This window comes from Bacillus sp. FSL K6-1218, assembly GCF_038006445.1.
GTDB lineage: Bacteria > Bacillota > Bacilli > Bacillales > Bacillaceae_G > Bacillus_A > Bacillus_A thuringiensis_S.
Map to the genome: position 1 here is coordinate 163,115 of NZ_JBBOVE010000002.1, position 26,466 is coordinate 189,580.

Sequence of the window (26,466 nt, forward strand, 5' to 3'; positions counted from 1 at the left end):
ACCACGTGTGCAGAGGATATGCAGCAGAATTTATTATTAATTCTCACCGTGAAATGATTAATAGATAAATAATAATTAAACGTATAAATTAGAATTGATTACATAATAAACAGGATCTGATATCCATATATCAGATCCTGTTTCACTATATATAATTATCTCACTGCTTCCTTTAGTTCTTTTCCAGCTTTAAAAGCAGGTGCCTTTGAAGGAGCGATTTGCATCTCTTCACCAGTTTGTGGGTTACGTCCTGTACGTGCAGATCATTCACGCACTTCAAATGTACAAAATCCAAGGATCTGTACTCTCTCTTGAGTAGCTAGTGCATTTGTTATCGCATCTAACACAGCTTGTGTCGCTGCAGCTGCATCTTTTTATGTAAGTTCTGATTTTTCTAATACTAATTTTGTTAATTCTATCTTATTCATTTTCTGCACCTTTTTATATGTAATTAGGTGAAAATTATAACGTGCTTATAATCTTGATGCAATTAATAATATGTATAGAAAAGTCCTAGCAAAAGCTAGGGGGACAATTCCTGCGTGATAGTATTAAAAAAGAAAATGTATTCATCAGAAAATTAATATTTTATAATTCACAAAATCACTGAACTATCCCTAATATCGATGTAATAAAAAAACAGATATTGTTATAGGTGATGCAACAGAAAAATACAATCTCCAAGCAGTTATAACGAGAGCGGAAGCAACTCACTTTGCTGCTCAGACTGATAAAATGCAGTTAACAATAGTAATTAGACTAGTATGGATGTCCATTTTAATAACTTGCTTGTGAATTTTTACGAAACCAAAGGATAAACAAAAAAGGTCCTTAACAATTTGTTAAGGACTGCGGAATAAAACCGCAAGTTGGATTGAGACCCAATCCAGTTTGTAGAAAATAAATTGCGATTATAATAGCAATTGCATTCCCAAAAGCAATGTTTCAAATGAATTTTATCATACCTGTAACTGCATTGGTATCAATAAAATATGGATTGGATTACAAATAGTGGTTTCGAATATTAGAAAGAGTTTAAAAGTTAATTATTCATGAGGAATAGAAGCGATTTTGAACGTAAGGAATTTGTAAGGAAGAGGTAAGAAAAAAGAGATTTTCATTGTGTATGATTAAAATGTAAAGAAGAGTGAGAGGAGGAATAAATACCGTATATTTATATAAGAAAACAAATCAATTAATAAGACTTGTATGAAAGAAAGATTACAAAAGTTAACATACATCTGAAAAAAAAGATAGGCTATTTTTTAGGTCAGAAAGTCGTTTGTGAAATAGTGGGTATAAGAATGATTACAAATTCAATATCGCCCTTTTGTCATTAGTTAAGATGAAAGCTATGTGATTAGTTTGAAAACAGTAAAAAACCATTTATACAATATGAATAGGGGAGAGGAATATTTTGATGAAAAAGCACTGTCAAATTACATGTACAGGTTTAGCCATTTTAACAACTGGGGGTTCCCTGTTTTATACAAATCCAATCTCAAGTGTAAAAGCGGAGTCCATTCAAAATGTATCTAGTTCGTTACAAACAAGCCACCAAAGAGATCGAAATTCCGTCAAAGAGGCAATGCGGAATACATTGAAACTTGGATATCCAGGGATACTTGCTAAAACTTCTGAGGGTGGAAAAACATGGAGTTATGCGGCTGGTGTAGCTGATCTGAGTAACAAGAAACCAATGAAAACAGATTTTCGTTTTCGAATTGGCAGCGTCACAAAGACGTTCACTGCAACAGTTGTACTTCAATTAGCAGGAGAAAACCGCCTAAATCTAGACGATTCTATTGAAAAATGGTTGCCTGGTGTCATTCAAGGAAATGGATATGATGATAAACAGATTACTATCCGGCAATTATTGAACCACACAAGTGGTATCGCTAATTACACAAGGTCAAAGGATTTTAATATGATGGATACAAAAAAATCTTATACTGCTGAAGGATTAGTAAAGATGGGAATATCCATGCCTCCAGATTTTGCTCCAGGAAAGAGTTGGTCGTATTCAAATACAGGGTACGTATTACTAGGGATTCTTATTGAAAAAATAACTGGGAACAGCTATGCGGAAGAGATTGAAAATCGAATTATTGAACCACTTGAATTATCGAATACATTCTTACCCGGAAATTCAAGCGTGATTCCAGGAACCAAACATGCCCGTGGATATATCCAATTAGACGGAGCAAGTGAGCCAAAAGATGTTACTTATTATAATCCAAGTATGGGGAGCTCGGCCGGAGATATGATTTCTACAGCTGATGATTTAAACAAATTCTTTTCTTATTTACTTGGGGGCAAATTACTGAAAGAACAGCAACTAAAGCAAATGCTTACAACAGTTCCTACAGAAACAGATGAACTTGGCGATTCCGGGCTTGGAATTTTCAAAATGAAGCTTCCAAATGGTGTATCGATATGGGGACATGGAGGAACTATTCCGGGGTTTTTAACTTTTGCTGGGGGCACACTTGGAGGCAAGCATACATTGGCCGTCAATTTGAACAGCCTTAAAGCGGATACCCCTGATCCTTTTAAAAATATTTTACTCGCTGAATTTAGCAAGTAGGACAAAAGGGAAAACGGATAAGTTTTATCATATCTTCAGTTTTCGAAGAGCAATCTGTACAAGTAAATGATAGCAAACATGTTGGCTTATGCCAACCGACATTCATCTCCCACCTAAAATTGGTGTTTCACACCCTCATATTTTTGAGGAAGGAGTCTTCTGTTGGAAAACGATAAATGATGAAAACGATCACTAATTTAAGGAGGTAATTACATGGTGAAAAATAAGCTAACTGGTGTGTTAGCCACTGCATTAGCGGTAACTATGATTCTACCAACAGGAGCAAAAGCATTTTCTGAAAGTAAGACTACAGTTGTAACTGGCGAAGAATTAGCTAGTCAGGAACTGAAGAAGATTGCAGCAGAAAAGGCGGAGCTACTTACAAATTCCCATGGAGCAAATAGCGTGCAGTATGCGCTAATTGATAATGGAAAACTTATTTTGTCGGGTCAGACTGGAAAGAACGATATGGAAGTGAGACAGCAGCTAACCAAAGATACTCTATATGGGATTGGTTCAGTCAGTAAAATGTATGCAACAGCGGCTGTAATGAAATTGGTCGACCAAGGAAAAGTTGATTTGGATGCTCCTGTTGCTCGTTATATTCCTGATTTTAAGATGAAAGACAGTCGGTACAAGCGCATTACACCCCGAATGTTATTGAATCACTCTTCTGGCTTACAAGGTTCTACGTTAGGTACTGCATTTTTATTTAACGATAATGATACCTATGCCCATGATGTCTTGTTGCAGCAATTATCCAATCAGAACTTGAAGGCGGACCCTGGTGCTTTCTCGGTATACTGTAACGATGGCTTTACGTTAGCCGAAATTTTGGTGGAAAGAGTTAGTGGTATGGGCTTTACCGAATTTCTACATCAAAGCTTTACAGGACCTTTAAAGATGAATCATACGAAAACGCCGCAGGACAAATGGAGAGACGAAAATCGGGCTGGACTATATTTTCCGGCATATCAAGGACAACTTCCAATTGAATCTGTGAATGTAATTGGTACGGGAGGCATATCTTCTACGGCAGAAGATATGGTACGATTCTCACAACTATTTATGAGACAGGGAAAAGGAATTCTCTCTGATAAGGTAGTTAAGGCGATGGAGCAAGAGGAATATAAAAAAGGAATGTGGCCGGGGACTGGAGAGAATATTTTTAACTATGGTCTTGGCTGGGATAGTGTGAAACTATACCCATTCAGTGAATATGGGATCAAAGCTTTGGCTAAGGGCGGCGATACGGCGCTGCAACATGCTATACTCGTGGTGCTTCCGGAACAGAAAATAGCAGCGGCTGTATTGTCATCTGGTGGCCGCAGCTCTACAAATCAATTAATGGCAACTGAATTGCTGCTCGCCACGCTTAAAGAAAAAGGTACTATTAAGGACATCAAGCCGAATAAATCCTTTGGCAAGCCGGTCAAAGTCAGAATGCCTCAAGGTGTAGCAAAGAAAGCAGGATTTTATGGCAATAGCGAAACACATTTTAAAATTGAAATTACGAAGAACGGAGAACTATCCTTACCATCTAGTGGAGAAGAAAAATATGTATATACAGCTGATGGAAGCTTTATTAATGAGAAGGGTACTTCTAAGCTCAATTTCGTAACCGAGAGGAATGGAAGAACTTATTTGAAGGAGAGCGCATATAAATCGCATCCAGGTTTAGGGCAAAATGTGATGACCCACTATTTAGCTGAGAAACTAGAAGACAACGTGCTCTCGAAGAAAACCGCTGCTGCATGGGCAAAGAGGGAAGGCGTTAAATTCTATCTTGTAAACGAGAAATTTAGCTCTATTCAATATCTCGTTCAACCGAAACTGCTTACTACACAAATTACTCGCAAGGAAGGCCCAGCAGGCTATTGGGGTGGTAGAAAAATTACAGGTCCGAATACCGCAATGCATCAACTCCAAATTCCCGTGATGAATGGCCGTGATACGACGGAAACGAACTTCTATACAGAAGGTGGAAATGAATATATGGAGATGGCTGGGTTGTTATACGTAAGTGAATCTAATGTAAAACCGATTGATATAGGCCAATCATCCAAAGTTACGTTGGGAGAAAATGGGCATGCGAAATGGTTTACAATCCCGCAAGCGGCAGCAGAGAAAATGATTACCGTGAAGTTGCCGTCAAAAGGTTCGTTTGCGGTGTATGATGAGAAGGGAGTTTGCGTCAACTTTACCATCGTGAGTGGCAGTAACAAGGTGAAACTGCCGAAGAACGGAACGATTGTATTCGCTGGGGCACCGAAATCGGAATTTGCAATCTCGGTGAAATAGCTACATTAAAGTATTTATCAGTAACTTTAGCAATATCTTTTTGAGAATACTTAGGTTTCATATCTTCTGGTTTGGATCCCTAAAAATAGATAAGGAAGCAATGATAACAACTATTAGGTAGAAAAAAGGCACCTAAAGGTGCCTTCTTGCGATTTGAACCCTCGTAATATGGTATTGGATGCCAATCCAATTATTATTTTACCACGTTAAGCAGTTTCAGTTATTGAGAAATTATAAAAAACCTCTTTCAAGTGCCTGTTTCTAATGTGTTTACATTCTTAATTGATTGTAAATTGATTTGAATACGTGAATTCACCACGATATTTAATTGCAGCGACATAAGTACCGCTTGTATAGCTATCTGTGATAGGGGTTTGCCAAATTTCTGTTCCAGGAATAAACTCTGGTTCTATTGTTTGGAACCGTTCAAGGGTATCATTTGTGTGGACTTTAAAAATTTTCATTTGTGCACCAAAATGTTCCCTACCAAAGTGCTGTGTTAAGTAAAATGTATCACCAGTTATTAAATTCCCAATCTTCCAATCAGGTTGATAGGTACTTTCCTCTGAATTCTGTAAATCCATAATGGTTTTAAATCCCCAATCATCATTAAGTGGATCTGAGTAAGCTGCAGCTGCTTGTGAGGTAGGCTTACTCATTTCTACTGCAGTAAACCAACTAAATGTTAACGCTCCAATTAATGCTATTTTTCCTAATTTCATTGTTGTTTCCCCCTTATTGATTTCTTAATTTTCAGAATTAAAAAATGTACACACATAATAATATAATTTAATGTATTATATTTCAAATTTTTTCTAGAAAATCCATAAAAGAAAAAGCAATCAAAGTTGATTTGATCTGAATTGAGCTATCCTATAGTGATGGGATAACAATTAATAAAATATTTTATATTAATGTTTTGTTATACTTTCATGTGCTTTAGCTGATATTATCTATAAGACAATTATTGGTTAATTAATAGTATGTATATAGTAGGGTACATAAGTAATGATATTTATAATTTTGTTATTTTTCATATTTATGACTTTTTGTCTTGATCCTCGATATCAATTTAGACCATATACCGTTCTAAAGTATGTGATTGTAAATGAAGATTTTAAAGGTAATGGAATAGGTGAAAAATTGCTAAAACATGTAGAACAGGTATCAGCCGCCAGAGGATCCAAAAGAATTATCTTATTAAGTAGTATATCTAGAATAGAAGCGTATAAGTTCTTTTCTAGTTTTCTTTAAATTAACTAACATGGTTTAAATAAAGCTAGCGATGTAGAAAATTTTCATTATGGGGATAATTTAAAACCTTAAGTTGATTTTTGTGTGGTGAGACCTTATTAAGTAGAAATACGTTGTAGTGATTAAACAGTTGCAAAATATGCATATATCAATAAATTAAATTCTTAAATAAAAATGACTAATAATCTAGGGGAGTCAACTGGACATCTGATGTCTAGTCAGGTGAAATTATATGTAACTAAATCATTATAAATAGATAGATGAGTAACTTGTGAGGGAGACTATCTATTATGAAATCAGAGAAATCTACATTTGCTGAGAAAGTACAATCTATTAAAGGAAAGACAGTTGCAAAGTATGGGACAGTAGTTTTCCTATTCTTCGGGCTGACATCTTGTTATAACCAAAAAAACGATAGATTATCGTCACAAGTAGAACTTTATCGAGAAAAGTCAGAGAAATTAGCCAAAGAGTATGATGAACTAGAAACTAATTACATTAAGTTGACGACTAAACTAGATGCGATTGAGAATCCACCTAAGGAAAAACCTGCAGAAGTTGATATCGCTGAAGAAAAACCTGTTGAGAAAGTGGAAGAGACGCCAATTCAAGATACGGAGCCAGAGAAATCTGAAGAGGAAACACTCAAAGAGGAGCAATATGCAACCCGAGAAAAGAAAGCATATGCGAATCTCAATTCTCTTGGAAGTTCAGAAGCGCAGGAGACATACAAAGAACTAATTAAACCGAAGCTTTCGAGATGGGCTAGTAAGGACATGTTACAAGTAGCTAAGGAGGGTGTAAAATTTCGTGAGATAGATGATAGTAACCTACCTTGGACAGATGCTACTGAGCCGAATGGAACGAGTACGAGGCATATCTATAAGAGTGGTTATGACCAATTAGAGATTACATACAACTTTGACGGAACCATTACAAAATCTGAATGGAAAATAGGAGTGAACAAATAAAGTGAAAAACTTAATGTCTACACTTACATCGTTAAATTTTGATAAAACTGTTATCGCATACTCGAACGGGGTTCAGGTCTTTAAAGGAACATTACAGGATTACTTATTTATGTCTCACCAAGAGAAGCAGGCGCTAAAGGTAACGACATTAAGTATTTGTGCCAAAGATGGGAACTAATATGTCTACATTTGAAAGATTAAAAGAAGCGTAAACTCCTAGCAGTAAGTAACATTGTGAAAGTTTAATCGTAATAAAAATTTGTGAAAAAAGAGGCATTCTATAGCAGGTATCATACTTGTGTAGAATGCCTCTTTTTTCTCTTGTACAGAAGAATCTATATACAATGATGAGGAAAGAGAAGGTAGGAATAATAAGATGAAATAGGAAGTGAAGTCAATGACAAATGAGCCTAAATCCGAATCATGTGAGACGTACGGCACTGGTATAATATATGGTTTCAGTATACATAATGACTGTTAAGATAAGAAGGAACCTGAATTTGAACAATGGGAGATGTGAGGAGTCGATGTTGTTTAACAAATTATCCGGTAATTGAATAAAGGAATATGAATAGAAAAGAGCCCCCCATTAATGAAGTGAACCCCGAAAGTTAGACAGGTCGTTTCATTAGGCAGCCTCTAGGGTATGAGCCCGGTATTGTACTGGGCTCATACCCTTTAATTTTGCCTTAATTCTTTTATGATTATAGTATTCTATATACTTTGCTAATTCTTGTTTGAAATGTGTTATACTTTCAAATTCTTTTCGATACAGAAATTCCGATTTCATGATACCGAAGAAATTTTCAATAACGGCATTGTCATAACAGTTTCCTTTGCGAGACATACTTTGAGTTATGCCACAATTCTTAAGAGAATGACGGTATTGTTTCATTTGATAGTGCCAACCTTGATCAGAGTGAATGAGGAGTTTATCCGGATCGGTTACACAATAAAGAGCTTGTTCCAACATCGTTGAAACAAGGGAATAGGTCGGTCTTGAACCAATTGTATACGTGATAATTTCACCATTAAATAAATCCAACATTGGTGATAGGTATAACTTCTCCCCAAATAACTTAAACTCCGTAATATCTGTAACCCACTTTTCATTTGGTTTTTCAGCTTGGAAGTTGCGATTTAAAATATTTGGCGCAATTTTCCCAACTGTCCCTTTGTAAGAGCGATATTTTTTCATACGAACCAGACATTTTAACCCTAATTCTTTCATAAGGCGATACACTTTTTTATGATTTACTTTGTGTCCACGATTCATAAGTTCATCACGAATACGACGATAACCATAACACCCATCGTGTTCATTATAAATAGCTTGAATCCGTTCTTTTACCTCCGCATTTGGATCAGGACGATTAAAACGTTTCATCCAGTAATAGTACGTACTACGTGGAATGTTTGCGAGTTGAAGTAACTCCTTGATAGGAAATTCATGCCTTAACTCGTAGATTACTTGCGCTTTGTCTTGTTTGGTGATTTTTCTTTGTTTTGAACTAAGGCATTCAACTTTTTTAAATATGCATTTTCCATACGTAAACGCTCATTTTCCGCTTGTAAGGCTTCGATTGATCCTTCATCTACTGGTTTTATTTTTTTATCTTTCATGGTTGGACGCCCCTTTTTCTTTGATTGTAGGGCATCCAATCCTCCTGTTTCATAAGCTATTTTCCATTTCCGAAGTGTTTCATAAGACGGTATATTGAAAAGTGCCGCTGTTTCTCTGATAGATGTCCCGTGTTCATTCATATAATAAAGTACATCTAGTTTATACTGGGCTGGGTAGAATGTATAGCACTTTTCAAAGGCCTTTTCACCTGAAGACTCATATCGTCTAATCCACTCACGAAGTACGCTAGGGTTAACTCCTATAGATTTAGCAATTGTTTTTCCACTTTCTGTACCATCTAAATATCGTTTCACCGCTTGGATTTTTTCTTTTGAAGAAAATTTAGCCATAAAAAATGCACCTCCAATTGTTAGGCTGTGTCTAACAATTGGGGTGCACTTCATTAATTTATCGGAGGCTCTTATTTTTTACTTCAGTACAGAAGGCGTCGTCTTTTCTAACCATAGAATGCCATCATATTGTTCTGTCGGAATCATGATTTCTTCATTTTCTTTATCTCCCCAATAACTTGCTGCAGTAGGAGTAAACATCCATGAAGTTTCTGGTCGGTTACTTTCTCCTCTTAAGTTAACAAAAACATGGGGACTTCCCACCGTGCTAATGATTTTTTCAACGCTTTGTTCGTCATGTTCGTTATGTACAGGAATAACTTCTTTATTTCCATCATCCCAACTGCTTCCACTATACGCAAATATGCCAATCGTGTACATTTGGTCTTTAATACGCTGCGGAAGATAATCCATTATATTTGGGCCAACATAATTGTATTGCTGCACCTTCGTAAAGTCTAATATCATTTTTGAATTTTGTTTTCGAATATGATAATTATGCCCCCACACAATAATTTTTTTGTTTTTATATTGCATTTCAGTGAGCCACGCTAAGTTTTGTGCCATTTTTTGATCTCGGATATAAAAAGAATAGTCTGTCAGGTTAGGTGAGGAGATACCACCTCTGACTTTCATATCTGCATCTAAATGTGTTTTAATCGCATCAATCCGTATATTAACTGATTTCTCTAGAAAGTTTACATCATACGTAGCATGGGGGGCAACTTGAGTCAATTCAGATTTATGATTCTGAATAAATGTTCTAACCTTTTCCAATTTGTTAATTACGGGCTGTATTTCCATTTTAAATTGATCATAGGGATATGTTTTCTTTTTATCGTAATACTTATTTAGTTCAATTAACTCTGATACTGCTGAATCAAATTCACTCGCCAATTCAGGACTTACTTTTTGCAACCATTCTTTTGCATAGGAGCGGAATGAAGATTTATAAAATAAATTCATATCAAAACCAGCTAATGTGAGTGGCTTTCCTTTTTCTTTTTGTTCTTTCATATAGGTAAATAATTGTTCAAGTTCCTTAGTTTGCCATACAGGGTATAAAGATTGTTTCATCGCTTCCGTAGCGGTTAAGTTATCAAAATTTTGTTGAACAGCTGCTGCTTCCCCAAGCCCTGTTTCAAATGCAATCACATCATATCCCATTTCCTCATGTAAGTACTTAATCATACGTATTTTGGATTGATTCATTTCCTTTGCACCATGCGTACTTTCACCAAGTACAACAATGCGCTTGTCCTGTACGGCCTCTTTAAGAAATGATAAATCCTCCGTTGTTTGGGAAGTTGGTTCATTTAATAATTTTGCATGTCCGTTTAACCATTCCTCCCATTTGGGTTGATCAACTGGTTTTTCTGCTGCAAATGCAACAGATGTAAAGGTTGTACAGGCAAGAAGGGTACTCATTAGCCCGATTTTCCATTTTTTATGCATAACAACGCCTCCAAGTATCATAGTTCATAAGTTGAAAAGATGTAATACTAAAATTTACTGATATACCATTATTTATAATAATATATATAATAATTTTTAACAATAATAATATTCAGAAACTTAAAAAACTCCTTCAATGTAGCGAAGAACCCCTTCTTTCTATATCACATCTTGTATTCGAATACACATATTGCTTGTTCGTTTACTGCATTTCTCTTAGCATTGTTTTACTTTCCACAAGCAGTCCCATTACCTCAGGATCTTGTGTGGAATCTGGAATGATTACATGAATTTGAAAGTTCATTTTTATCCAAAAGGGTCAAAAATTGATAATTTACATAATGTATTTATCGTAACCTTATTAGTTTGAATAAGTATGGTAATCTATATATTTTATATATATATATTATGTTATAGTGTAAAGTAGAAACTCGCGTGTTTCAAATACAACATTTTTATCTTCTTGATGGCCTCTTATCTTTCCGTAAGAGGTCCTTTTTTTATCCCTCCATATTGCATAGTCGTTAAAATACTATGAAAAGATACTAGAGACTACTAGATTACTATATTCTCTAGTATTTTTTCTTTACCTAGATTATCTACTGTTGGGCAAACGATAATTTAAGGGATTTTTGTATAATTTTCACAAAATCACTTTGATTCATTATTTATTTCACTATAAAATAATAAAAGGATATATGGCCAACGATTATAAGAATAGGTATGTCCTTTTTTGCAATGCTAATCCGAATTGAAGCCTAATACTGAAACGGTAAATGAGTAGGGTTAGGGCCGAAACAGATAGTAAGGAAAGTAAAACAATAATAGCAAACAATATTTATAATGAAAACTTTCATAATGGACTGTCTATCGATGGAGAAAGAATACGAAAATATAAAGGGGTAAATGAATATGAATAGATCCTTCAAAGGTATTGCATTAGCAGGGTTAATTGTTAGTTTCATGCTAGTAGGTTGTACATTAAATACATATGGACTTACACAGTCAGAGTATAGAAAAGTAGATAAGTATTATGATGCAGATAAAATGGTATCTGACCTAAAGAAATTGCACTATAGTGATGAACACATTGAAAACCAACTAAGAAACGCATTGTCTAGAATTGAGTATGAAAAGGGAGGTAAGGAAGACGAATCACGTAGTAAAGAAAGTAAATCAAATGTATCAGACACAGAAGGTGAAAAGAAGGTAAAGGTATCTGAAAAAGATTACCCTTATCGTTTGACTGAACTACACTTAGAATTCCAGTATCATTTAAAAAAACTAGAAAAGAAAACTGATAAATTATTTACAGAAGAGGGTGTCTACATAGGTGAGATAGATTCCTTAATTAGTCACATCAGTTTGGATATAAACCGTTTTGAAAAAATCAAGCCACCTAAAAAGTATGAAGATTACCAATTCTTAATACAAGAAGGGGTAGAAGAGATTAGAAAACACCTAATAAAAGTAGAAGATGCAGTTAGACAGTATGATGGTAAATATGATAAGGATAAAGCAAAAGAAATCATACAAAACGGTATGTTTGGGATAGATGATGGTGCTTCTAAATGGGAGACAGTATTTAATGAGATAAACGAAAAATACCCTGATGTAGAGCAAAAGGTAAAGGAAGAGAATCAGAAACACGCGAAAGAGGGGCATCGTAAGGATGATTTAAATGACAAAGTTAGTGGTTCAGACGTTGATAAATACAAAGCAGACATCGTAGGAAATACAAATAAGATGGATGAAGTTATCAGACTGATACAAGATATAGGACATTCAGATGTAAAGGATGATGAGTCAAAGAAAAGTGAAATCCAACTGAGTTTGGATATGGCAAAAACACACGTAAGAGATATGAAATACCTTGAGGCACCTAAAGGGTTAGAAGTTGAACAAGAAAAGATAAAACAGGCAATGGATAATTACTGGGATGCTCTGCAATTACTTTCAGAAGCATTAGAAGAACAAAATGATAGTAAGTTGGAACAGGCAAATAACAAAGCAGAACAGGTAATGAAACTATTTAAAAAAGCAACTGAGAGTATTAAAAGTAAAACGAACTAATCATGAAAATGATCAAGTGGCGGTATCACTATTATAAATTAATAAATAAAATTGTAATTAGTTATTAATATTTTCCCGTTTATCCGTCACAATACTGTGACGGTCTTTTTGTGTATTTTAAAAAGAGTCTACTTAAGTAAAGAAAAAAGATAGAAACAATCCCTATTGAAATTATTAATTAAGTAACAATAAATATAAGGTTTATTGGATACTTATTGCATTTAAGGGGAGAGGTAAGATATCATCTTTTTTACATAAGTAAAATATTAAATAACAAATGAACTTTAGAAATTGCGCTTAAATTAAAGGAGAGTACGTTATGAATACAATCATGATTGTAGAAGATGATATGAAAATTGCTGAATTACTAGGAACGCATATTAAAAAATATGGATATCAAAGTGTTATTATAGAGGACTTCGAAAATGTCTTAGATATATTTCAAGAGATAAAACCAGATATAGTGCTATTAGATGTAAATTTACCTAATTTTGACGGTTATTATTGGTGTCGCAAAATACGAGCTATTTCTACTTGTCCAATTGTATTTTTATCGGCAAGGAGTGGAGAGATGGATCAAGTTATGGCTTTAGAAAATGGTGGTGACGATTACATTACGAAACCTTTTTATTATGAAGTTGTTATGTCTAAAATCCGTAGCCAGCTCAGAAGGGCATATGGTGAATATGCTCCTAAAGTAAAAGAACGAATAGTTGAGCAATCAGGGTTAATCCTGTTCCCAGAAAGAATGGAACTTCAACTAAATGATAAGACAATTTTACTTACTAGAAAAGAAACAACTTTATTAGAAATATTAATAACAAAGTCTCCGCTCCTTGTAAAACGTGAAGTGATTTTAGAACAACTATGGGATAGTTCATATATAGATGAAAATACATTGAGTGTAAATATAGGTAGAATTAGAAGGAAACTGCAAGATTTAGGTATTGAAAATGCACTGGAGACAGTTCGTGGTGCTGGATATCGTTTACATGCTACTTGGGAGAAGGAAGGAAAGGAATAATGAAATTATTTTTACAAGAACATATCCCACTCATTTGTTATACATTTGCCCAATTGCTTATCATTCTTTTTATATATTGGTTTGATGGTTATCCGCATATTTTGACAGCATTATATTCTGTATTTTTGGGTGTTTTTTTATTAATGGGTTATTTAATATATCGTTATTATAGTCATCGTTCATTCTACAAACGTTTATCAACACCAATGGAAACTTTAAATGATTCAATAAAAGATAGCGATTTGGCTCCTTTATCAATGGCCTTAGAAACATTACTACAAACTCAATACCAATATTATCAAAACCAATTAAAAAAATGGGAACGAAAACAACAAGAACAAATGACTTTTATGAATCAATGGGTTCATCAAATGAAAACACCTATTTCTGTTATTGAGTTAATTACACAAGATGAAGAAGACTCATTATTTGACAGTATTAATGAAGAAACGGAAAGAATCAAAAAAGGACTGGAAATGGTCTTATATGTTGCTCGTTTAGAAACATTTGAACAGGATTTTCATGTAGACAGTTTGCAGTTATTAGGAATGATTGATTCTGTTATTCATGAAAACAGACGCTTATTTATACGTAGTTATGTGTATCCAGAGGTAAAAATAGATCCGAATCTTATTGTAGAAACAGATAAGAAATGGTTTCGATTTATACTCAATCAATTACTGGAAAATGCAATTAAATATTCATCAAGTAAGAAAGAAAAAGTAATTGTATCGGCGTATTCAAAAGGACGAGCAATTATTTTGGAAGTAAAAGATTATGGAGTTGGTATTCCTACTACTGATTTACCACGTGTTTTCAATCCATTTTATACTGGAGAAAATGGTAGGAAATTTAAAGAGTCTACGGGAATGGGATTATATCTTGTTAAAGAAGTATGTGAAAAATTAGATCATAAGATTGAGCTAGAATCTGAGGTAGGTAAGGGGACAAAAGTTAGAATCATATTCCCGTATGCATCTCGTTAACCGATGAAAGGTATACCTTTCATCGGTTTTTCTTTTAAATCTTACAAACTTGTTAGATAAATGTTAGGGAAATCGATATGAGACATACTATATATAAGTTACACTTCATGTATCGAAAAGAGAAATGGAAGGTGAAATACTTGTGGAGATACTACATGTTTCAGATTTAGGGAAGGTTTATCCTGGGGAAATTTCTTATACAGCATTATCCCATATTGATTTAAAAATAAACAAAGGTGAATTTGTAGGAATTATGGGACCATCTGGGAGTGGTAAAACAACGCTATTAAATATGGTATCTACTATAGATGCTCCAACATCAGGAGAAGTATTAATTCATGGAGAAAACCCATATCTGTTATCTTCAGATCAGTTGTCTTTATTTCGAAGACGTGAATTAGGGTTTGTTTTTCAATCATTTAATCTCCTTAATACATTGACAGTGAAAGAAAATATTGTTCTTCCACTTACACTTGATGGTGTAAGCCCTAGAGAAATGGAAGGGAAAATTGAAACTATTGCTAAAAAACTAGGGATAACTGAAATATTAGATAAACGTACGTATGAAATTTCAGGTGGACAGGCACAAAGAACAGCAATCGCACGAGCTACTATTCATAATCCGAAATTATTACTTGCGGATGAGCCTACAGGAAATCTGGATTCAAAATCTGCTAGTGATGTGATGGAATTATTGACAAGGCTTAATAAAGAAAATAGCACAACGATGATGCTAGTGACACATGATGCAATGGCTGCAAGTTATTGTGATCGAATTGTGTTTATTAAAGATGGACAGTTATACAATGAGATTTATTGTGGAGATAATCGCAAAGTATTCTATGAAAAAATTCTAGAGGTTTTAGCATTATTAGGAGGAAATGCACATGACTTTTCGACAATTCGCATTTAATAACGTCATTCGAAGTAAACGAACATATTTGGCTCATTTTTTAAGTAGTACCTTTGCTATTATGATTTTCTTTACTTATGCATTACTTGCGTTTCATCCTAATTTACAAGGCGATCTTGCTGCCAGTGTAACAATCAATACATTTGCAAAGTCAGGATTACAGATATCGCAAGGGTTAATATTTTTCTTCTCATTCTTTTTTATCCTATATTCTGTAAGTGCATTTTTAAAAACAAGAAAAAAAGATTTTGGAATTCTAATGCTACATGGGATGTCACGTTCACAATTGAACAAATTAGTATTTATTGAAAATATAATAATTGGTATCACTTCTATTTTAACAGGAATTACAATTGGAATGGCGTTCTCTAAGTTTATCTTAATTATGAGTAACAATCTGTTAATGATTGATAAAGGACTCCCATTTTACCTACCTCTTAAAGCAATTGGAATAACATTTGGAGCTTTCTTCTTACTATTTTTATTTATTTCACTTTTCACTTCTCGACTAGTAAATGTAGAGATACTAGTAGAATTAATAAAAGCAGAAGAAAAGCCAAAGCCCGAACCAAAAGCATCATTTGGGCTATCTTTATTTGCACTTATTTGCATTGGACTAGGATATACGACTGTTTTCCATAGTGTTAACGCAATTCAGTACAAGGGTGCGAATTATGTATTTTTCATGATGGCGGCAGGGGTGAGCTTTGTTGTACTTGGAACGTACTTCTTATTTACCCAGCTCAGTGTGTATGTGTTACGTGCATTAAAGAAAAGGGAAAATATTTTCTTTAAGAAAACAAACATACTCACCATCTCAGATTTAGTGTATCAATTAAAAGATAATGCAAAAATGTTTTTTATGGTCACTATTATTTCTACAGTTGCCTTCACTGCAGTGGGGACTTGTATGGGATTAGGCAACTCATCCATGGCTGAATCGGAAAGCCCTTTTGCATTTATTTATCAGTCTAATAATAATAACCATTTAGAAAAAGAACATTTAAAAAAAATAGAAAGCGAACTCCATGATGGTGAGTTTAATTTCAAACAGGTGACTTATTCAACAAAACAAATTCGAGATACTCTCTATAATAATAATATATTATCAACCGTTATAAAATTAAGTGATTATAATAAGTTAGCTAAGGCATTTGGTTTTGAAAAAGAAAGCTTAAAAGATGAAAATGATAGTCTTGTCATACCTTCAAAAAAAGTTGCTAATACAAAATCTAATCAAAATAACTTTCAATTGTTGTATAGGGATATAAAAAAAGATATGCATGTAAATAAAATAGTTACTCCGAAAGAACTACAAGATACAATCAAAACGATAATTATTGTACCAGACGCTGTATATAATCAAATGATAGCGGATCCAGAGAATTACTATTTTGAAACCACTATTAATGGTTTTATTGTGAAAGATTGGGAGAAAACAAAAAAAGTTGCGGAAAATATTGTAGCTGCTTTTCAGAAAGATAATACAAGTAAAATTGAGGATATAGTAGACAACGAAAAATATACATTTTCGACTTTAATTCTTACATGGATAGTGATGAAGCAAAGTTTTGGACTTGCATCTATCATGAGTGTATTAATAGGCATTGTTTTCTTTACGTTTGCTGCAAGCTTTTTATATTTCCGATTATACACAGACTTAGAACGAAATCAGCAGCAATATAAAATGATAGCAAAAGTTGGTTTAAGCAAACCGGAATTAAAGAAAATTGTGACACGTCAACTTGCATTGTTATTCTTTTTACCAATTGCAATAGCAATTACACATAGTGCGGTTGCTTTTATGGCCTTACAAAAGTTAGCCAATTTTTCAGTCTTAGGTAGTTCCGTTATGGTATTGATTTGTTTCTTAGTTATGCAAATTATATACTTTTACTTTGTTCGTGCTCAATATTTGAAAAAAATGTATAAAACAATCTTTTAATTTAAGAAAGGAGAATATAGGATGAAAAAAAGACTTGGATTATTAATAGTAGCTGGTATTTTGAGTACCATGTTAGGAGCATGTTCATTATTTGGTACAAAAAACTCCCCAGCAAATGGAATTTCAATAGAAGTAGGGGAGATAAACGAACAAACAAGAAACTCTATAATAGACTTGTACAAAGATATAACAACATCACAAGACCTATATCAAATAAAAGAAGGGACCATAGATAATAACAAGCTCAACGTAAAGCTTCCGACAGAGTTTAAGGATGCTCCTAGTAATTTATTATTTATAAGCAGAACAACTGCTGAAAAAATGGACAAAAAAGGACTTATACGTGAAAGAGATAATAATAAGGGGCTCACCTCTTCAGTCCCTATTGATTCGTTACCAAAAATAAAAAAAGATGAAACTATCTTATTTGCAAATAAAGAATATAAAGACTTGAAGGAACTAACATTTGATGAGAAAAAAATGAATGTTCAATACAAAGGGGATGTATGGCTATCTCCATATCGTGGTGAATCCAATGAAATTCTATTAATTGTAGATGATACAGTATTTAAAGAAATAAATGGGAAAGAAAAAACAAGACAATTTCTATCTTTTAATAAATCTTTTGGGAATCTTAATTTATCCTCTCAGGGGAAAGCACCAGAATTAACAAAGGAAATAAATAAAGTGAATGCGGCTTTGGGTACTGAGGAAAAGAGCGCCGTCAATTTTGTAAATATCATTGAAAAGTAAATAATTAATTTTATATAGAATAAAAGTATAGAACATATTAATCATCTTTGAAAAAATCATTATTCTTAAAGACACAAATAAGTGGAACTGATTTTTTAGTCATAATAAAAAAATCAGTTCCACTTTTGAAATTATAACCATCATCTAAATTTACACCCTTGTTTTTCTGTGTCTAAAATGTGTCTAAACGTACAATTTTCCCGCAATGATATGGTGCCCCCTCATAGTACAATCTAAAAAAGCATTTATGAAACGAGTTTTAGACCTATTGCAGCACCTAAAACCATACCTATAAAGACAAGTCTTCTCCAGTCTTTTGATTCTCCATAAAAAATCATGCCTAAAATTGCACCTCCAGACGCACCAATTCCAGTCCAAATTGCATAAGCTGTTCCCATAGGTAGTGTTTCCATTGCGTAAGCAAGAAATATAAAACTTAATCCAAATCCGAGAATTAACAAAGCTAATGATTGCCAATTTCGATCTTTATGCAGTTTATTTATCATAGCAACACCAAACATTTCAAAAAGCCCTGCTAAGATTAAAGAAATCCATGCCATTAGGAATCATCACCTTTCTGAACTCTGTCATCTGTAACTAATTTCAAGCCAATTACTCCAGCTAATAAAAATAAAATCAAGAGTACTTTTCCCACTTTAAATGGTTCACCAAAGAACAGGATTTCAGAAAAGACAGTTCCAGCTGTACCTAACCCAACAAAAACAGCATAAACAGTTCCCACGGGAAGTTTTCTTCCTGCCATGATCATTAAATAAAAGCTTAAAAATATAGCAATGATAGTCCCCGTCCAAGTCCAAAAGTCATCAGCATTTTTTAAACCAATAACCCAAAAAATTTCAAAGAAAGCAGCAATAAATACTTTAATCCAGTCTTTACTCATCTAAAAGACACCTCCAATTTTATTCTTACCAAAAAAAACAAAAAAAGCCTAAGAGAAAACTGTTAAACAGTTTCTCCCAGGCTTTTATACTTCCGTGACACAGTAAAGCTGTGAGTTTTCTCTCGGACAAGACCAAAACTAAATATACATACACACATGAAAGCAAAATAGTTTACCTAAAGCTGTACCGATAATAGAAAATATAATTGAGCGGTACTTTTTCTTTGTTATATAAAATTCATATAATTAACGTGGAATTTAACAAAGCGGACCATTGGCCTCCGTAACTCATTCCATATCTCAAACATTGTTTCATCGCTAAAATATTATAAATAAACGTTTGTATAATCTTTCTATACCTAATTTCTTTATCACATAAATAAAAAAAAGATAAGACAATTCCATTTACATATATTCAAGAATTATAGTTAGTTATAACGTAAAACTCATTTTCCTAATTCGCATAATTTTCAAATATAAAAAGGGAATATATTAGGATTCGGTATATAATAAAATTAACCCATGGTTATAGTGTTTGCTCCGATTCAAATTATGAGATAGTTTGTTTTAACTTTTTACATTATCTAAAAAAGAACTTGTAGAGATTCCTACAAGTTCTTTTTGTTCTTCGGATTGACGAATAGTAAGTTTTATTGGGGATCCCGCTAACATTTCAAGAGTCGTCAAATATTCTTATGACAAAATGCTGTAGAAAGCTTAAGAATTCTTAAGAACTTTTGCCCCTTTTTCTTAAGGTTTGGACTCTAGAGTATGATTATGAGTTCAAACCTGTGGGATGATTAGGTATGAAAACAATTCGCTTTCTTATTTCTGTATATAATTCACTAAAAATCAATTGGTGCAGCCAGTCCAAGTTCAAGGTTTCTTAGAGACAAAATAATTGAAGGAATTGATTTGAAGAAAGTAAATTATATTGTCAAATATGGACTGAGTACAGGTGTATTCACAGAAAAATTAATTAAAAGAAGAAATCACAAGACAATTATTTTATTAGTGAAAAATAATAAGAAATTTTATTTTTTTACTAAAAGCAAAATTTAAAGAAAAAGAGAACGTATTAATTATATATGGTTCAGCAGTAAATATTGAACAATATATTAGGGGAACGATATTACTTATATCTATTATGTTATTTCTTATCTTCCGTTTGCAAGTTTACAATAAAGAGAAGATAAAAATGTCTCACCTGCTTATGTCTTTAGCTGTTTAATACGAGAAAAAATATGGAGGAATCCTATGGAGTCAAAAATTCTTATTGTCGATGATGATAAAGAAATTAGAAATCTTATCTCTGTTTATTTGGAAAATGAAGGTCTGAAAACTCAAAAGGTAGAAGATGCTATGGAAGCTTTACAACTGTTAGAAGAAAAGGAGTTTGATTTGATTATTTTAGATATTATGATGCCAAATATGGATGGTATTGAAGCGTGTATGAAGATTAGGGAAGACCGCAATATACCTATCATCATGCTATCTGCAAAATCTGAGGATATAGACAAAATTCAGGGTCTAGCCTCTGGTGCAGACGATTATTTATCAAAACCGTTTAACCCATTGGAATTAATCGCTAGGGTAAAATCCCAATTAAGAAGGTTTAAAAAATACAATTCATCAATAGAACATAATAAAAGCATTCTAGAAATTGGTGACTTAACCGTGAATACAGATACACGTCAAGTATGGATAAGAGGAAAAGAAACAAGGTTAACTCCAAAAGAGTTTGCTATTCTCGAACTACTTGCCCGCAATAAAGGGATTGTCCTGAGTGTAGCAAAAATATATGAAGCAGTTTGGGAAGAGGTTTTTTATAAATCAGACAATACCGTCATGGTGCATATTACAAAAATAAGAGACAAAATAGAAGAGGATTCTAAACATCCCATTTATATTAAAACTGTGTGGGGAATTGGATATAAAATATGAAGAATGTTAGGTTTAGAAATAAGATCATTATAAAACTTCTTTGTGCTGTTGCAGTTAGTTTTTTTATTTCATTTGGTTTAACAATCCTCATTTTGGTATACGTCATAGATCCATTATTTGTTAAACACGAAGAATTTGGTATGTTTGAAGCCAATTTGGCATTGTTTTTCTTATTCGCGTTCGCAATCTTTACCTTTATCATACTTTTTTTGATATTGGTTCGAAAGAAAATAGTATATTTGAAGCTCATTTCGGATAATGTAAATGATATTGCCAATGAAAAACTGGGTTTGACAATTGGGATTAAGGGGAAGGACGAATTGACCCAACTTGCCCAAAATATCAACTATATGTCTAAGGAATTGGAAAATACATTTGAACAAGAAAGACGATTAGAACGTACGAAAAATGAACTCATAACTAACGTATCTCATGACTTACGCACACCGTTGACATCTATTATTGGTTATATAGATTTATTAAAAAGAGGACAATACGATAGTGAAACACAATTACAGGAATACCTTGAAACCACTTATTTAAAATCAAAGAGATTGAAATATTTAATTGATGAACTGTTTGAATATACTCGTTTATCAGGCATCGATGCTAAGTTAAACTTTAATGAAGTTGATTTATCAGGTTTGTTGGAGCAAATAGTTGGAGAATACATTCCTATATTTGAAAAGAAGAGTTTAATCGTTCAAAAATCAATAACGGAAGAAACAATACCTATTTTCATGGATGTAGAAAAAATGGTACGTGTATATGAAAATCTGTTTATGAATGCGATAAAGTACAGCATAAAACCTTCCGAATTATCCGTATGTCTTGAATTAGTAGGTAACAAAGCAATTTTGAAAGTGTCAAATAAAGTCGAGAGACCGCCTGTTAGCGATCCAAATAAATTGTTTGAAAGGTTTTTCAGGGGGGACAAGGCAAGAAAAGATGACCAGGGAAATGGTCTGGGGCTTGCTATCTCAAAAAGAATTGTTGAACTTCATCATGGTAATATACATGCAGAATATAAAGAAGGTTGGATATCCTTTATTGTTGAACATCCGATCAAATAGATTGGCTTATGGAATTACAGGTTCCATAAGTCTTTTTTTATAAAACTTAAGAATTCTTAAGGATTTTACAGGGTGTTTCCTAATTTTCATAGTTTATCATGTATGTATTCAAAGCAATGAGGTAAGTGGAGAAATTAAAAATAAAATTTTCTTTACGGCTTTCAATTGGATACATCGTAACAGCCTTATGAAAAAAGTAGATGCAACATGACTATTTTGTTAGTGGCAAATATGAATAGAAACTTATTTTAAAGAAATGAAAAAAACGTAGGAGGATATATATGATACAACCAGTTGTAGACGTGAAAAACGTCCAAAAAGTGTACGGTAAAAAAGGTGAGAACCAATCACATGCGTTAAAAGGTGTTTCATTCTCAATCCAAGAGGGTGAGTTTGTCGGAATTATGGGACCATCTGGTTCTGGTAAAACGACATTATTAAATGTAATTTCAACGTTAGATAAAGCAACGGACGGCGTTGTTGAAATTGCAGGAACAGATATTACGAAAATGAAACAAGGTGAGCTTTCTGATTTCCGTTCACAAAAGTTAGGATTCATTTTCCAAGACTTTAACTTATTGGAGAACTTATCTATTTACGAAAACATCACTCTTCCACTTTCCCTTCAAGGTGTTTCATCACGAAATATTGGACAGAAAGTAGAAAAAGTAGCTGATATGTTAGGTATTACAGCGATACTTCAAAAGTATCCTTCTGAAGTATCTGGTGGACAAAAGCAACGTTCCGCAGCAGCACGTGCGTTAGTTCATGAACCAGCAATTATTTTGGGGGACGAGCCGACTGGAGCTCTAGATTCTAAAAATGCAACGAGTTTACTTGAGGCCATGACAAGCTTAAATAAAAAGCAAGGTGTATCCATTATGATGGTTACACATGATCCTTACAGCGCAAGTTACTGTCAGCGTATTTTATTCATTCAAGATGGTGAGTTATATAAAGAAATTCATCGTGGTGGTACCCGTGAAGAATTCTATAAAGAAATTTTAGACGTGCTTGCAAACTTAGGCACACAAAAAGCGTAAGGAAGGAAGTTCAATCATGTTATTTAAGCTTTCTATGTCAGGTCTAAAAAGTAAGTTGCAAGATTACATTGTTTTACTTATTGGTCTGATTGTCTCTATTTCAACTTTTTATATGTTTCAAACGTTATCACTAAATAAAGCGTTCCTTGAATCCAATCCACATGCTGATACGGTTGCAATTGCATTCCAAATCGGTTCCTTTTTATTAGCGATTGTAACGTTTTTCTATATTTTATATGCAAATTCCTTCTTATTATCTCTTCGCCAAAAAGAATTTGGTATGTACATGATGTTAGGGGCAAAAAAGTATAAAGTTACCTTACTTATGTTTATCGAAACAATCGTAATAGGTGCCGCATCTCTTGCAATCGGAATCGCAGTTGGTGTAGGGCTTGCAGAAGGTATTGGTCAGTTATTAATGAAGCAGTTGGAATTCTCTGGTGAAGATTATAAAGCATTATATATTCCATCTATGATTGTTACTTGCCTCTTTTTCTTTACACTATTTATAGTATCAGCAATCATGAATAGTATGAAATTATCTCGTATTTCTGTATTACAACTTGTACATGCAGATACAAAAACAGAGCGTATCGCTGTAAAAAGAAAAATGACAGGTGTAGTTACATTCCTTGGTCTGATTTTGCTAGGTATTGGGTATGCATCACTGATCCATATAGCACATTTACAGGAAAAAGAGCTATTAACCGTACCTAGATTCATGGGTATTGGATTAATCACAGCAACAGTCGGTACTTACATGTTATTTGGATCACTTCTCCCAGTTATGCTTAACAAGATAAAGAGTAATAAAAAACGTCGTGAAAAAGGGCTGAATGCTTTTACTTTTGCACAATTGAATTTCCGAATTAATAGTCTAACACGGGTGCTTGCAACGGTAGCAATCCTAGTGGCTCTTGGCGCTGGTGGAATTGCGTGTGGTATGGCATTTAAAAATAACGTTCTAAAGACGATTGATAAAGAAAAAATTTACGATTCAGTCATTCATAATCCAACAGCGGAAGAGAAGAAAATTTTGAGTGGCATCTTATTTCAAGAGAAGTTTGAATATCGCTACAAAGTAGATGATCAATATGTGTATTATATAAAAGAAGATGTAGAGAAAAATCGTCCTTTAGCACAAGATAGTGAAAATAGGAAGAAGATGAAAGTTTCAGAGGAATTTCCTAAGGATGCATTTACATTGCCAAAACAACTGTATAAACTGTATAACGATGATACGAAAACAAAACAATGGAAAGAAGCTTTCTTCATAATCCAGCCAACTTATATGTATCCTGATCATGAAATAAAAATTATAGGCCAAAACTTATACGATAGTATGAAGAATAAAGAAAATACTGTGTTTATTGGGAAAACAGATGATTTTGGAGCACACTTAAAAGAATGGAAAAAACTTGATGAATTACAGGTAGCGAAATATAAAAATGTGAAAGCGGAAGAATTAGGTAGTACGTATCAAATGTATAATCAGAGTCATGGTATGGCCAGTGGATTCATGTTTATGGGCTTCTTCGTTGGAATTGCGTTCTTAGCAATGATGGCAAGTTGCCTAATGTTTAAAATTCTATCTGGCGCATCGAAAGATAGCAAACGTTATCAAATGCTTCGTAAAATTGGTGTCCGCCAGGAGTTATTAACACAATCGATTTATAAAGAGTTATTGTTCATATTCTTAGTACCGGCAATTGTGGGTATTGCTCATATATTAGTTGGTATGAACATGTTCGGTCCACTTTTGATTGATCCGTATTTTCGAATTTGGTTGCCACTTGTCATTTTCGTAGTGATTTACTTAATTTACTACTTGATTACAGTTCAATTGTATAAAAGAATTGTACTTCCGAAAGAAAAATAGTTTTACAAAACATATAAAATGTTATACTCAAAAAAACCAGCGATATTATATACATGTACTGATATCACTGGTTTTTTATATGGATATTTGATGGTCAATTTTACAAATTATAAAAAATTACAAGCTCAGTTTTACATTTTTACAACAATAATTTTGTAATATTATCTTTCTTTTCCCTCTGTTTGATTGGCTTGGAACTCCATTTTTAGCGCAATACTATCCCCTTGGAAAACGTTTTGATCTGTTCCGTTATCCTCAAATATAAACTTTATCCAAAACCAATCCATTTTCCCAGGTTTTAACCCCCCTGTTTCAGTCCACTTAGAATGAAATACTTTTTGGGAGACAATCTCTGAACTTTGTGATTTTAGTTCTGCAAGGGTTGTCTCGTATGCAGGGCTTTTTGCAGGATCCCAATCCCAAAGAAATTGTACTTTAATATGTTTACCGAAATCTTCTGTAGTATTATTTTGTTTTAAGTCGTTTACAGTATAGTCTATTTTCATCATGATATCTTTAATATCTAATGAACCACTATTTTTTAAATTGAATTTTTTTAATATTTTGTCCCCAGGTTTTAAATTTTCTAAGTTAAGTGAAGTAGTTGGTTGCATAGCTAAATCCAATGTACCTGCAGCAAATGTATTATTTGTCACAACTTGATCGCTAAAATATGCATATGTTCCCCCACCAATTAAAGACATACCAAGAGCGGCTGAAACCACTCCAACACCTAATTTCTTTTTCAATGACATTTTTTGTTCCTCCCATATCATTTTTACAATTTTTCTCCCTAATTAACTAAAACGCTCCCCTTAATACAGGTATAGCATCAATTGTAAGAATTTTGTATTGAAATAAGAATATTACTTATTGAGAAAATTATGTTGTTATCTGTTTTCTATAAATTAAACGTACTCAAAATAGAAAGTTTGAATCCGGAATTTTCTTAAAGTTAAAGGGCAATGGATGTACCTGTAACGTACTGTTGATTCGAAAGGAAACACAATCGATTTTTGTCTAAACAAAACAAGAGATCAAAAGGCTGCAAAGCGCTTTTTTAGGAAAGCGCTGCGGCCTTTTCATGTTTCAAAGCCACTTGTAATAACAGTCGATAAGAATCCGGCTTATTCTATAGCAATTGAGTAGTTGAAAAAAGAAAAAGGCATACCTGATAGTAAGCAACTTAGACAACAAAATTACTTGAATAATATAGTAGATGGACTTGTAACATAGAATACGATTCCGTTAGGAATATATATGTTTTATTCTCTTTTACTTTGCTTTTGCACCAGAACCAAAATACAAAGGGAGCAAGAAGAGCTACGTAACGTCAAGAGAAAATAAAGAAAGAGACAGAAGAACGACAATATATTCAAATACAGAAAGC

20 protein-coding genes and 3 pseudogenes are annotated in these 26,466 nt (G+C 33.4%); 16 read left to right on the forward strand and 7 right to left on the reverse strand.

Annotated features, from left to right (window positions below; translation table 11 throughout):
• Positions 1-155: 155 nt before the first annotated feature.
• A pseudogene (locus MHI26_RS29040) lies at positions 156-428 on the reverse strand (HU family DNA-binding protein).
• A 992-nt stretch (positions 429-1,420) separates the two neighbouring features.
• On the opposite strand from MHI26_RS29040, the gene MHI26_RS29045 reads away from it, so the two are divergent.
• Both MHI26_RS29045 and MHI26_RS29050 read left to right on the forward strand, forming a co-directional pair.
• Positions 1,421-2,587, forward strand: a complete 1,167-nt coding sequence (locus MHI26_RS29045; RefSeq protein ID WP_061667303.1) for a serine hydrolase domain-containing protein — start codon at positions 1,421-1,423, stop codon at positions 2,585-2,587.
• A 216-nt stretch (positions 2,588-2,803) separates the two neighbouring features.
• Positions 2,804-4,888 (forward strand): serine hydrolase domain-containing protein, encoded by a 2,085-nt coding sequence (locus tag MHI26_RS29050; protein WP_061667320.1) that lies wholly within the window; start codon positions 2,804-2,806, stop codon positions 4,886-4,888.
• A 278-nt stretch (positions 4,889-5,166) separates the two neighbouring features.
• Here the strand turns inward: MHI26_RS29050 and MHI26_RS29055 are convergent, their stop codons facing one another.
• Positions 5,167-5,610, reverse strand: coding sequence for a DUF5065 family protein (locus MHI26_RS29055; RefSeq protein ID WP_098291765.1), 444 nt, complete (start codon positions 5,608-5,610; stop codon positions 5,167-5,169).
• A gap of 313 nt (positions 5,611-5,923) precedes the next feature.
• Here MHI26_RS29055 and MHI26_RS29060 point away from each other — a divergent pair.
• The 3 genes and pseudogenes from MHI26_RS29060 to MHI26_RS29070 all read left to right on the forward strand — a co-directional run.
• Positions 5,924-6,142: pseudogene (locus tag MHI26_RS29060) on the forward strand (GNAT family N-acetyltransferase); the annotation flags it as partial.
• 290 nt (positions 6,143-6,432) lie between these two features.
• A complete protein-coding gene (locus MHI26_RS29065) occupies positions 6,433-7,113 on the forward strand; it encodes a hypothetical protein (protein ID WP_061665950.1) in 681 nt (226 codons plus the stop codon).
• A gap of 1 nt (position 7,114) precedes the next feature.
• Positions 7,115-7,291 carry a hypothetical protein gene (locus MHI26_RS29070; protein ID WP_153600683.1) on the forward strand — a complete coding sequence of 59 codons (177 nt, stop codon included), beginning with the start codon at positions 7,115-7,117 and terminating at the stop codon, positions 7,289-7,291.
• Between the two features lie 450 nt (positions 7,292-7,741).
• On the opposite strand, the gene MHI26_RS29075 is transcribed toward MHI26_RS29070, so the two are convergent.
• Both MHI26_RS29075 and MHI26_RS29080 read right to left on the reverse strand, forming a co-directional pair.
• A protein-coding gene (locus MHI26_RS29075; RefSeq protein ID WP_098316879.1) for an IS3-like element ISBth10 family transposase occupies positions 7,742-9,087 on the reverse strand; the annotation gives its coding sequence in 2 pieces (ribosomal slippage) (positions 7,742-8,646 and positions 8,646-9,087; 1,347 coding nt in all).
• Between the two features lie 78 nt (positions 9,088-9,165).
• Positions 9,166-10,542, reverse strand: coding sequence for an erythromycin esterase family protein (locus MHI26_RS29080; protein WP_061667872.1), 1,377 nt, complete (start codon positions 10,540-10,542; stop codon positions 9,166-9,168).
• Positions 10,543-11,448: 906 nt separating this feature from the next.
• Between MHI26_RS29080 and MHI26_RS29085 the strand changes: the two genes are divergently transcribed.
• The 6 genes from MHI26_RS29085 (at position 11,449) to MHI26_RS29110 (ending at position 18,236) form a co-directional block, all read left to right on the forward strand.
• Positions 11,449-12,615 (forward strand): DUF7018 domain-containing (lipo)protein, encoded by a 1,167-nt coding sequence (locus tag MHI26_RS29085; protein WP_061667873.1) that lies wholly within the window; start codon positions 11,449-11,451, stop codon positions 12,613-12,615.
• A 319-nt stretch (positions 12,616-12,934) separates the two neighbouring features.
• Complete coding sequence (locus tag MHI26_RS29090) at positions 12,935-13,639, forward strand: response regulator transcription factor (protein ID WP_061667874.1); 705 nt, start codon at positions 12,935-12,937, stop codon at positions 13,637-13,639.
• The gene (locus MHI26_RS29095) at positions 13,639-14,625 is read left to right on the forward strand and encodes a sensor histidine kinase (RefSeq protein ID WP_061667875.1); all 987 of its coding nucleotides are present in this window, start codon (positions 13,639-13,641) and stop codon (positions 14,623-14,625) included. Before MHI26_RS29090 ends, MHI26_RS29095 begins: the two co-directional genes overlap by 1 nt.
• Before the next feature lie 142 nt (positions 14,626-14,767).
• Positions 14,768-15,538 (forward strand): ABC transporter ATP-binding protein, encoded by a 771-nt coding sequence (locus MHI26_RS29100; RefSeq protein WP_061667880.1) that lies wholly within the window; start codon positions 14,768-14,770, stop codon positions 15,536-15,538.
• Positions 15,513-17,483: an FtsX-like permease family protein gene (locus MHI26_RS29105; RefSeq protein WP_061667876.1), complete on the forward strand. Its 1,971-nt coding sequence runs from the start codon at positions 15,513-15,515 to the stop codon at positions 17,481-17,483. The genes MHI26_RS29100 and MHI26_RS29105 overlap by 26 nt, the downstream gene beginning before the upstream one ends.
• A gap of 21 nt (positions 17,484-17,504) precedes the next feature.
• Entirely contained in the window at positions 17,505-18,236 is a 732-nt protein-coding gene (locus MHI26_RS29110; RefSeq protein WP_061667877.1) for a lipoprotein BA_5634 family protein, read from the forward strand.
• A 245-nt stretch (positions 18,237-18,481) separates the two neighbouring features.
• Here the strand turns inward: MHI26_RS29110 and MHI26_RS29115 are convergent, their stop codons facing one another.
• Both MHI26_RS29115 and MHI26_RS29120 read right to left on the reverse strand, forming a co-directional pair.
• The gene (locus MHI26_RS29115) at positions 18,482-18,796 is read right to left on the reverse strand and encodes a DMT family transporter (RefSeq protein ID WP_000312327.1); all 315 of its coding nucleotides are present in this window, start codon (positions 18,794-18,796) and stop codon (positions 18,482-18,484) included.
• Positions 18,796-19,137, reverse strand: coding sequence for a DMT family transporter (locus MHI26_RS29120; RefSeq protein WP_061667878.1), 342 nt, complete (start codon positions 19,135-19,137; stop codon positions 18,796-18,798). Before MHI26_RS29120 ends, MHI26_RS29115 begins: the two co-directional genes overlap by 1 nt.
• Before the next feature lie 1,257 nt (positions 19,138-20,394).
• Here MHI26_RS29120 and MHI26_RS29125 point away from each other — a divergent pair.
• From MHI26_RS29125 to MHI26_RS29140, 4 genes are all read left to right on the forward strand, one after another.
• The gene (locus tag MHI26_RS29125) at positions 20,395-21,081 is read left to right on the forward strand and encodes a response regulator transcription factor (RefSeq protein ID WP_000444090.1); all 687 of its coding nucleotides are present in this window, start codon (positions 20,395-20,397) and stop codon (positions 21,079-21,081) included.
• Complete coding sequence (locus MHI26_RS29130) at positions 21,078-22,154, forward strand: sensor histidine kinase (RefSeq protein ID WP_061667879.1); 1,077 nt, start codon at positions 21,078-21,080, stop codon at positions 22,152-22,154. Before MHI26_RS29125 ends, MHI26_RS29130 begins: the two co-directional genes overlap by 4 nt.
• A gap of 281 nt (positions 22,155-22,435) precedes the next feature.
• A complete protein-coding gene (locus MHI26_RS29135; protein WP_097888817.1) occupies positions 22,436-23,197 on the forward strand; it encodes an ABC transporter ATP-binding protein in 762 nt (253 codons plus the stop codon).
• Positions 23,198-23,213: 16 nt separating this feature from the next.
• Positions 23,214-25,076, forward strand: a complete 1,863-nt coding sequence (locus MHI26_RS29140; protein WP_061668087.1) for an FtsX-like permease family protein — start codon at positions 23,214-23,216, stop codon at positions 25,074-25,076.
• Positions 25,077-25,237: 161 nt separating this feature from the next.
• On the opposite strand, the gene MHI26_RS29145 is transcribed toward MHI26_RS29140, so the two are convergent.
• Positions 25,238-25,831, reverse strand: a complete 594-nt coding sequence (locus tag MHI26_RS29145) for a TasA family protein (protein WP_061668088.1) — start codon at positions 25,829-25,831, stop codon at positions 25,238-25,240.
• 190 nt (positions 25,832-26,021) lie between these two features.
• Here MHI26_RS29145 and MHI26_RS29150 point away from each other — a divergent pair.
• Positions 26,022-26,297, forward strand: a pseudogene (locus MHI26_RS29150) (DDE-type integrase/transposase/recombinase); the annotation flags it as partial.
• Positions 26,298-26,466: the final 169 nt, after the last annotated feature.